Source organism: Bacillus cereus group sp. BceL291, assembly GCF_051776705.1.
Lineage (GTDB): Bacteria > Bacillota > Bacilli > Bacillales > Bacillaceae_G > Bacillus_A > Bacillus_A cereus.
Window position 1 is genome coordinate 1 of the sequence record NZ_JBPWAP010000202.1, and the last position, 1875, is coordinate 1875.

Here is a 1875-nt window from a genome sequence, read left to right on the forward strand (position 1 = left end):
GGTTTATTTCGTATGCTCATTTTTAAGAGGATTATACTGTTTAAAAGTTTGTTCATTTCAATTAATGGAAAACCGTAGAGTTTCTATCCTTAAGTTGATGGGCATGTGAAGAAACCCCTAACTCAATACAATAATCATATATTATCCCCTCAATTTGAAGAGGTATAATCTGGCAGAATAATTCCATCATATCTTCTTTATAAATTTCTATTGCTTGTTTAAGCATTCCTCTCTTATTAAGTACATGATTTTCCTCTATAAGAGATAATATTTTATTGTCAATTTCATGTGTAATTATATATCTATCCACACGTTCATTAAATTCATCTTTATTATTACTGTGTAGAAGTTTCAATTCATTTCGCTCTTGTAACGTAATAAATTCAAATTTATAATTCAATCCATCAAAAACTGACATTTCATATTCTTCTTCCCTACCTCTAAAAGCATATCGACTCGGTAACATTTGATTAAAACTACCGGAGCTAGGAAATCCATTTGGTTTACTCCAATCTTTTACTTCTTTATATATACATGAATTGATTTCTCCTGTCATATATTCACATATCACATCTTTCGCCTTATAAAGCTTTTCAGCTAAGTATTGATACTTTTTCTTTTCATATCTATCAATATCTTTAACTTGCTGTTTTGATTCATATTCTTGGATCATAAAATTAATTTTTCTTAAATCCTTCATTACAAGAAAAACCTCATGGTTAAAACATTCATAAGGCTCTTTATCCTCTTTAATTCCCATTATGTTATGAGCTACAAATAGATAGATTTCTTCTTCATCTGGTAACTGTTTTAATTTATAACCATATTTCTCACAAATTATTTTAGTAACTTCTTCTTTGTTTAGATTACATACATCGATTTCAAGAACATTATTTAGAAAGTGTCGTGCAAGTTGAGTCTTATTCACACTGAAAAATATACCATTGTCTATTAGTTTATAATTAACTTCTTCTATTCTTTGATCCATTCTCAATTCCCCTTATAAATGTTTTAAAAAAATTTCTCTTAATATTTTCTCCTGTATATTTAATCATACCTTGCTAATTTTTCAGATTCAATTTGTATTGTTTCTTCTTTTTCAGAGGAAACACTTTTCCCAAGTTACGCGTATAACGAAAAAAGAGGAAACACCTGCAACAAAATACACTACTTTTTGGAAACATATTCCTTCTTAAAACACAAAACAAGAAACACTTTTCCCAAGTCGTGCGCGTAACTTTTTTATAAACATGCCAAAAAACCTTTTATACCAATAGTTCTATAGTATCTTCGTTTTTTCAAAACATAAATAAACTCTATTTTTTTCCCAAGTCGCGCGCGTAAAAAAACGGAAAACAGGAAACATTTTTCTCAAGTCGTGCGCGTAACTAAAGAACAATGAGTAAAAAATATGATTAAATCAAGGTTTATTGTGATTTCCATGTTTCCTCTAGCACCGAAACAGGAAACACATTTTCACAAAAGTTGCACATAAAATTTTTTGTAACTTTTTTTTGAGGCCTTGTGGCTCAAGGGGTTAGCGTGTGTTTCCTCTTTTTAAAAACTCTCTTAAAGGGCACGTTTTTACAAAATTCGTTTTGATATAATCAAAATTGGAATATTTTATAGTCTTTTGGCATATATTTCTGAATTTGCAGAACGGAGGTGAAAAAGATGGGGAAATCATTTGTAATACGAAATCAACGTAGCTTAAATGGGGAAACAACCAATGCTGTGCTAGTAACACTCAAATCTTGGCAAAAGTTTGTGGAAACATTTGAGGAGAAATACTACAGCTATAAAGATACATATTTAGAAGATATTCTGCAGCACATGACATACGAAGAACGTATTGCTGACGTAGAAGGCTTTGTC

General features: G+C 30.1%; 1 protein-coding gene and 1 pseudogene. One reads left to right on the forward strand and one right to left on the reverse strand.

Going from position 1 to position 1875, the window contains the following annotated elements; genetic code table 11:
- Window positions 1-61: 61 nt before the first annotated feature.
- On the reverse strand, window positions 62-988 hold the full coding sequence (locus tag ACS2CR_RS34040) for a hypothetical protein (protein WP_309567926.1): 927 nt from the start codon (window positions 986-988) through the stop codon (window positions 62-64).
- A 686-nt stretch (window positions 989-1674) separates the two neighbouring features.
- Here ACS2CR_RS34040 and ACS2CR_RS34045 point away from each other — a divergent pair.
- Window positions 1675-1875, forward strand: a pseudogene (locus ACS2CR_RS34045) (hypothetical protein); the annotation flags it as partial.